General features: G+C 71.3%; 9 protein-coding genes. All 9 read right to left on the bottom strand.

Annotated features, from left to right (window positions below):
• On the bottom strand, positions 1-527 hold a 527-nt coding region (locus tag BN11_RS23290; RefSeq protein ID WP_048693071.1), incomplete at its 3' end, for a primosomal protein N' family DNA-binding protein.
• 58 nt (positions 528-585) lie between these two features.
• Positions 586-1,806 carry a methionine adenosyltransferase gene (gene metK / locus BN11_RS00525; RefSeq protein ID WP_048693068.1) on the bottom strand — a complete coding sequence of 407 codons (1,221 nt, stop codon included), beginning with the start codon at positions 1,804-1,806 and terminating at the stop codon, positions 586-588.
• Positions 1,807-1,919: 113 nt separating this feature from the next.
• Positions 1,920-3,245 (bottom strand): bifunctional phosphopantothenoylcysteine decarboxylase/phosphopantothenate synthase, encoded by a 1,326-nt coding sequence (locus BN11_RS00520; RefSeq protein WP_048693065.1) that lies wholly within the window; start codon positions 3,243-3,245, stop codon positions 1,920-1,922.
• Between the two features lie 14 nt (positions 3,246-3,259).
• On the bottom strand, positions 3,260-3,523 hold the full coding sequence (gene rpoZ / locus BN11_RS00515; protein WP_048693061.1) for a DNA-directed RNA polymerase subunit omega: 264 nt from the start codon (positions 3,521-3,523) through the stop codon (positions 3,260-3,262).
• 10 nt (positions 3,524-3,533) lie between these two features.
• On the bottom strand, positions 3,534-4,103 hold the full coding sequence (gene gmk, locus BN11_RS00510; protein WP_048693059.1) for a guanylate kinase: 570 nt from the start codon (positions 4,101-4,103) through the stop codon (positions 3,534-3,536).
• A gap of 19 nt (positions 4,104-4,122) precedes the next feature.
• A complete protein-coding gene (gene mihF, locus BN11_RS00505; protein WP_048693057.1) occupies positions 4,123-4,440 on the bottom strand; it encodes an integration host factor, actinobacterial type in 318 nt (105 codons plus the stop codon).
• 84 nt (positions 4,441-4,524) lie between these two features.
• A complete protein-coding gene (gene pyrF, locus BN11_RS00500; protein ID WP_048693054.1) occupies positions 4,525-5,355 on the bottom strand; it encodes an orotidine-5'-phosphate decarboxylase in 831 nt (276 codons plus the stop codon).
• A gap of 10 nt (positions 5,356-5,365) precedes the next feature.
• Positions 5,366-6,394 (bottom strand): dihydroorotate dehydrogenase, encoded by a 1,029-nt coding sequence (locus tag BN11_RS00495; RefSeq protein WP_083433417.1) that lies wholly within the window; start codon positions 6,392-6,394, stop codon positions 5,366-5,368.
• A complete protein-coding gene (locus tag BN11_RS00490; RefSeq protein ID WP_083433416.1) occupies positions 6,391-7,251 on the bottom strand; it encodes a dihydroorotate dehydrogenase electron transfer subunit in 861 nt (286 codons plus the stop codon). Before BN11_RS00490 ends, BN11_RS00495 begins: the two co-directional genes overlap by 4 nt.
• Positions 7,252-7,271: the final 20 nt, after the last annotated feature.

Below are 7,271 nucleotides of genomic sequence, written 5' to 3'. Positions count from 1 at the left end.
CCGCCGTAATCGCCGACGAAGGACTCCCACGGCTGCGCGCCCGCGAAGGGGTCGAGGCCGGGCGGCTCGAGCGGCAGCGCTTTCTCGGCGCGGGCGTGCCGCGGCGGGATGGCCAGACGCAGCACGTCGCCTGGGGTGCCGGCATACATCGCCGCCAGCTCCCGGGCCAGCGCGAGGATGGGCGCGGTGAGCACGGGCTCGGGAGAGACCACGGTGCGGACGGGTGCCAGCCGGCCGGGATGCTCGGCACGCGCGCGGCGCTCCACGACGAACCCGGGCAGGTCCTGCCCGGCGAAGCGCACCTTGACCCGTACCCCGGGCCGGGCCGCCTCGTCCAGTTCGGGCGGCACGGCATACTCGAAGAACCGGTCCAGGTGCGGCAGTCCGCTGTCGACGAGCACGCTCGCGACCGGCTTGGCGACCTGCGGCGCCTCAGCCTCGGAGACCGCCCGGTCCGGGGCCGCAGGGGTCGCGATGTCGAGCGTCGGGGTCTTCCCCGCGCCCGGATCGCTCACGCCCTTAGCCATAGCGACCGACGATAGCCGCCGGTCCCGACAAGCCCACGTGCGGGAGGCGAACCCCGTCTCAGCCGCGGACGGCGCGCTGGAGCTCCTCGACGCGGTCGGTCTTCTCCCAGGTGAAGGGGTTGTCGACGCCGTCGGCCATGGTGCGGCCGAAGTGGCCGTATGCGGCGGTGGGGACGTAGATCGGGCGGAGCAGGTCCAGGTCGTGCACGATCGCGGCGGGACGCAGGTCGAAAACGGAGGTGATCGCGGACTGGATCTTCTCGATCGGCTCGGTCTCGGTGCCGAAGGTCTCCACATAGAGCCCGACCGGCTGGGCCTTGCCGATCGCATAGGCGACCTGGACCTCGCACCGGCGCGCCAGGCCCGCGGCGACGACGTTCTTGGCCACCCAGCGGGTCGCGTAGGCCGCGGAGCGGTCCACCTTGGACGGGTCCTTGCCGGAGAACGCCCCACCACCGTGCCGGGCCATCCCGCCGTAGGTGTCGACGATGATCTTCCGCCCGGTCAACCCCGCATCCCCCATCGGTCCGCCGATGACGAACTTGCCGGTGGGGTTGATCAGGGTGCGGTAGTCGGAGGTGTCGAGCTCCGTGCCGCCGGCCGCAAGTTCGGCGAGAACCGGCGCGATGACGTGGCTTTCGATGTCCGGCGCGAGGAGCGCGTCGAGGGAGATGCCGTCGGCGTGCTGGGTGGAGACGACGACGGTGTCGAGGCGGACGGCCTTGTCGCCGGCGTACTCGATCGTCACCTGGGTCTTGCCGTCCGGGCGCAGGTATGCAAGGTCGTTGGCCTTGCGCACCGCGGTCAGGCGCTCGGCGAGACGGTGGGCGAGATAGATCGGCAGCGGCATCAGCTCCGCCGTGTCGTCGCACGCGTAGCCGAACATCAGGCCCTGGTCGCCGGCGCCCTGCTTGTCGAGGGCGTCAGTCGTGCCCGTGCGCGCCTCGTAGGCGTCGTCGACACCCTGCGCGATGTCGGGGCTCTGCTGGCCGATGGACACCGACACACCGCACGAGGCGCCGTCGAAGCCCTTGGCGGACGAGTCATAGCCGATCGCCAGGATCCGCTCACGCACCAGGCGCGGGATCTCGACATACGACTCGGTGGTCACCTCACCCGAGACGTGCACCAGACCCGTGGTGACCATCGTCTCGACGGCGACCCGGCTGCGCGGGTCCTGCTCGAGCATGGCGTCGAGGATCGAGTCAGAGATCTGGTCACAGATCTTGTCGGGGTGTCCCTCGGTGACCGACTCGGAGGTGAACAGGCGTGCAGACACGAATTAACTCCTGGTGTTCGAAGACGCGCGGCAGGCGCAACTTATCGATTCTAAACAGCGGCTGGGGCGCACTTGCGGCAGGCTCGCGTGGTGGACGACGGTATGTCGACCGGTCACCCCATCAGGGGCCGCGCGGCGTCGAGGATGGCGTCGGCGATGACGTCCTTGCCGGCCGGGCCGGCCGCAACGGGTGCGCCGACCTTGCGAAGGATATGGACGGTGTTCTCGTCCGAACCGAAGGTCTTGTCGACACCGACCTCGTTGACGACGAGCAGGTCGCAGCCCTTGCGGGCAAGCTTCTCCTCCCCCAGTCGCAGCACCGAGTGGTCGGCGTCCCCGGTCTCGGCGGCGAATCCGACGATGACCGGTCTCGGGGCCGGCCCGCGAGCCTGCACCAACCCGGCGAGAATGTCGGGATTGCGGACCAGTTCGATGACGGGGGCGGCATCGGGGTCAGCCGGGTCGTGGGTCTTCTTGATCTTGCTGCCGGCGTATGCCGCGGGCCGGAAGTCCGCCACCGCTGCCGCCATGATCACCAGGTCGGCCCAGCCCACCTGCGCCTCGACTGCCGCCTGCATCTCCAGGGCGGTGCCGACCGGGATGACCTCGACGCCCTCGGGCACCGGCAAGGACACATTGGCGCTCACGACCTTCACCAGGGCCCCCCGGGCGGCGGCCCGGGCCGCGAGGGCAAACCCCTGCTTGCCCGAGCTGCGGTTGCCGAGGAAGCGCACCGGATCGAGCGGCTCCCGGGTGCCCCCGGCGCTGATCAGGACATGCCAGCCGGTGTAGTCCGGTTCCTGCTGACGCGGCGAGGACGTGCGGCGGGCGGGAGGACCCGGACGGGTACCGGTCGCGGCACGGATAGCCGGCGCACCGCGGCGCGAATCCTCCCCAGCAGAAGGCGACGCACCATGCTCGAGGAGGTGGCGGCATACCGCGAAGATCTCCTCCGGATCCGGCAGGCGGCCGGGACCGGTGTCGGCGCCGGTGAGCCGGCCCGACGCGGGCGGCACGATGTGGGCCCCCCGCTCGATGAGCGTCTCGACGTTCGCCTGGGTCGCCGGGTGCTCCCACATCTCCGTGTGCATCGCCGGGGCGTAGACGACCGGGCAGCGCGCGGTCAGCAGGGTGTTGGTGAGCAGGTCGTCGGCGAGGCCGGCCGCGGCCCGCGCGAGCAGGTCGGCGGTGGCGGGGGCGATGACGACGAGGTCGGCCTGTTGGCCCAGGCGCACGTGCGGCACCTGCTCGACGTGCGTCCAGACGTCGGTCTGGACGGGCTTGCCGGACAGGGCCGACCAGGTCGGCTCACCGACGAAATGCAGCGCGGCAGTGGTCGGGATGACGGTGACGCTGTGACCGCTTTCGGTGAACAGGCGCAGCAGCAAGGCCGCCTTGTAGGCGGCGATGCCGCCACCGACGCCCAGGACGATGTTCACGACGCGGGCAGCCGTCAGGCGTCGAGCTTCTCGGAGGTCAGCAGGTTGTCGTTGATCTCGCGCAGCGCGATCGACAGGGGCTTCTCGTGCATCTGCGAGTCGACGAGCGGGCCGACATACTCCAGCAGGCCTTCCTGCAGCTGGGAGTAGTAGGCATTGATCTGACGGGCGCGCTTGGCCGAATAGATGACCAGGGCGTACTTGCTGTCGGCGTGCGTCAGCAGGTCGTCGATGGGCGGGCTGGTGATGCCCGTGGGGTTGGGAAGGGTTCCAGACAAGGGTCTACCGTCACATCTCGGGATTGGGTGAACTCATCAATGATACGAGTTCACGAGCAGCACGCTCGACATCGTCGTTGACGATGCGGACGTCGAACTCGTCGGCGGCCGCCATCTCGACCCGCGCGGTTGCCAGGCGCCGCTCGCGTTCATCTTCGCCCTCGGTGCCGCGCCCGACGAGGCGGCGCACCAGTTCGTCCCAGCTCGGCGGGTCGAGGAAGACGAAGAGCGCCTCCGGCATCGTCTCGCGGACCTGGCGCGCGCCCTGCAGGTCGATCTCGAGCAGGGGTGCGCGCCCCTGAGCGATGGCCTGCAGCACCGGCCCGCGTGGGGTGCCGTACTTGGCCCGCCCGTGCACGACGGCCCATTCGAGCAGGTCCCCCTCGGCGCGCATCCGTTCGAAGGTGGCGTCGTCGACGAAGTGGTAATGCACGCCGTCCACCTCGCCCGGCCTCGGCGCCCGCGTGGTGACGGACACCGAGAGCCAGACGGAGGGGACGTTTTCGCGGATGTAGGCGGCGACGCTGCCCTTGCCGACGGCCGTCGGGCCGGCCAGCACGGTCAGGCGCCCGGTGCTCATCCGCTCAGTGACCTTCCGGTCAGTTGGCCGGAAAGCGCTCGCGCAACGCGGCCGCTTGGTTGGCCCCCAGGCCGCGGACCCGACGGGTCGGGCTGATGCCGAGCTCGTCCATGATGGCGGCAGCGCGCACCTTGCCCACCCCGGGCATGGATTCGAGCAGGGCGGAGACGCGCATCTTGCCGATCACGTCATTGGTCTTGCCATCCTCGATCACCTCGGAGATCGAGCCGCTCGCGTGCTTGAGGCGGTTCTTGACCGCGGCACGCTCCTGGCGGGCGACGGCGGCCTTCCCGAGTGCGGCAGCGCGCTGTTCGGGTGTGAGCGGGGGGAGTGCCACGCTCAACTCCTCTCATCGGGAAGGGCCCCCGGGAAGGGGGCCCTTGCACTGATCGGCCCGGAACCGGGCCGTGATCACCCTATGTTAGTGGAGTCGCGCCGAATCCGCTGCTCCCCTCAGGTCCGCCACGCGGGGACCGACGCCGAGAACCTCCCGGCTGGAGCTGGCCAGGACGTTGGGTATGGCTGCGCCGAAGACCCGTCGTGCATCCTCCGGCCCGGCGCCCTGGGCGCCGAAGCCGGGGGCGAGGATGGGTGCGTTGGCGGCGGCGAGGTCGATCCCGAGGTCCTGGACCGCCGTGCCCACGGTCGCGCCGACGACCAGGCCGATGCTGCCGAGTATGCCGCGGGCGCTCGCCTCCACGTTCGCCTCGGTCACCCCGGCGACCACGCCGGCGGCGACGCTGCGGTCGCCGCGGACGGCGTGCTGCACTTCGAAGCCCTCGGGGTTGGAGGTCAGGGCGAGCACGAACAGGCCGCGGCCGCTCTCGCGGGCCTGGTCGAGGGCGGGCGTCAGCGAACCGAACCCGAGGTAGGGGCTGGCGGTGATCGCGTCGCTGGCGAGCGGTGCCCCGTCGGCGAGGTAGGCGCGGGCGTAGCCGGCCATCGTCGAGCCGATATCGCCCCGCTTGACATCGAGGATCAGCGGGGTCCCGGCGTCGCGAAACGCCCGGATCGTGTTCTCCAGCACCGCGATTCCCGCCGAGCCGTATTCCTCGAAGAACGCCGACTGCGGTTTGACCGCGCCCACGCGGCCGGCGAACGCCTCGACGCAGATCTCGGTGAACCGCGCCAACCCGTCGGCGTCGACGGTCAGGTCCCACTGCTGCAGCAGTTGGGGGTGGGGGTCGATGCCGACGCAGAGGGCACCGTGCGCGTCCATGCTGGCGCGCAGGCGCTCGCCGAAGGTGGCCATGGGATCTCCTCTAGTTCTGGTGTGCCGCGCCGACGAGGTCGCGATAGCGGGGTATGCCGCGCTGCCCCAGCAGGTCCCGCAACTCGCGGGCGACGCGCCAGGGTGCGCTGGGGTCGTTGAAGATCGCTGTGCCGACCTGGATGGCGCTGGCGCCGGCGAGGGTGAGTTCGAGGGCGTCCTGCCCCGTGCGCACTCCCCCGACCCCGACGATCGGCGCGGCCGGGATGCGGCCGGCGCGCATGGCGGCGTGCACCTGCCAGATCGCACGGACTGCGACGGGCCGGATCGCCGGGCCGGACAGCCCGCCGGTGGTGCCGAACAGGTGCGGACGCATCCGCTCGGTGTCGATGTGGATGCCGAGCAGGGTGTTGATCATCGTCAGGCCGTGGGCGCCGCCGGCGAGCGCCGCCTCGGCGATGGGGACGATGTCGGTGACGTCCGGGGTGAGCTTGGCGAGCAGGGGTATGCCGCTCGGGACCTCGGGCGCGACGAGCCGCAGCACCCCGGTCGAGGACGCCGGGTCGCAGGCGAAGACCAGGCCGCGGTTGGCGACATTGGGGCAGGAGATATTGACCTCGATGGCCGCGACCGCGTCGAAGTCGGGGGCGGCGACCAGCCGGCGGGCGACCTCGGCGAACTCGCCGGAACTGGCGCCGGCGATGGAGACGATCGCCCGCGCCCCAACGGATTTCAGCCACGGCAGGTCGTGCTCGACGAAGGCATCGATGCCCGGGCCTTGGAGGCCGATGGAGTTGAGCATGCCGCTCGGCGTCTCTGCCATCCGGGGGGTGCCGCGGCCGGACTGCGGGTCGCGCTTGACCGACTTGGTGACGAAGGCGCCGAGCTGGGCGACGTCGCCGAAGCGGTGCAGTTCCTTGCCGTTGGCGGCGCACCCGGAGGCCGTCATGAGCGGGTTGGGCAGCTGCAGGTTCGGGCCCAGATCCGCGGTGAGGTCAACGCCGGTCACGTCGACGGTGGTCAGGTCGACGGCCGGCACGTCGTCGCCGGCCACGTCGCTAGTGCTCCAGTCCACGCTCATCGCGGCGCTCCCAGGCAGTCGGCGGGCACGGCGACCCGGCCACCGGCGACGGCGTCCCACCGCACCGTGGTGGCGTCGAAGATCGGCCCGTCCACGCACGAGCGGCTCATCCGGGTGACGCCGTCGGCGCCGACGACGGGCAGGACACACGTCATACAGACCCCGATGCCGCAGGCCATGGCCTCCTCCACCGCGACCTCGGCGCGCGCGCCGTGCGCAGTCGCGATCTCGGTGACCGCGCGCAACATACCCATCGGGCCGCAGGCATAGACGGCCTTCGCGCCGGTGCGTTCGAGCAGCCCCGGCAGCGGGTCGCTGACCCACCCCCGCTCCCCCTGCGAGCCGTCGTCGGTGGTGACGATCAGCTCGTCGGCCGGGTCGGCCAGCTCGGCCCCGAAGAGCCGGTCCGCGCTCGCGGCTCCGAGCACGTGGTGGATGGCGAACCCGTTCTCCCGCAAGACATTCGCCAGCCAGAACATCGGCGCCGAGCCATAGCCGCCGCCGATGAGCACGGCAGCTCCGGGCGCATCGGGGAGGGTGAACCCTCGACCCAGCGGGCCGACGATGTCGACGCTCTCACCGTCGTCGAGCCGGGTGATCCACGCGGTGCCGGGGCCGGCGTCGGAGACGACGATCTCGACCGTGCCGGCCGCCGGGTCGACCCGGTGGATGGAGAAGGAGCGCCGGAGCAGCAGGGCGGAGGTCGGCCCGCCGACGGTGAGGGCGACGAACTGCCCGGGTTGCGCGAGCTGCGCGATCCCGGGTGCGTCGAGCGTCAGGTGGCGGTATGCCGCCGCCGGGGCGTTGCCCGCCACCCTCGCGGTCGCCTGGCAGACGCCCGTGTCGCGGCCAGTCATGTCGTGCCCATCATGTCGCG

Origin of the sequence: Nostocoides australiense Ben110, assembly GCF_001050535.1 — a bacterium.
GTDB classification, from domain to species: Bacteria; Actinomycetota; Actinomycetes; order Actinomycetales; family Dermatophilaceae; genus Nostocoides_A; species Nostocoides_A australiense.
Note: the sequence above shows the minus strand (reverse complement) of the source record. Positions and strands in the feature narration are given on the sequence as shown.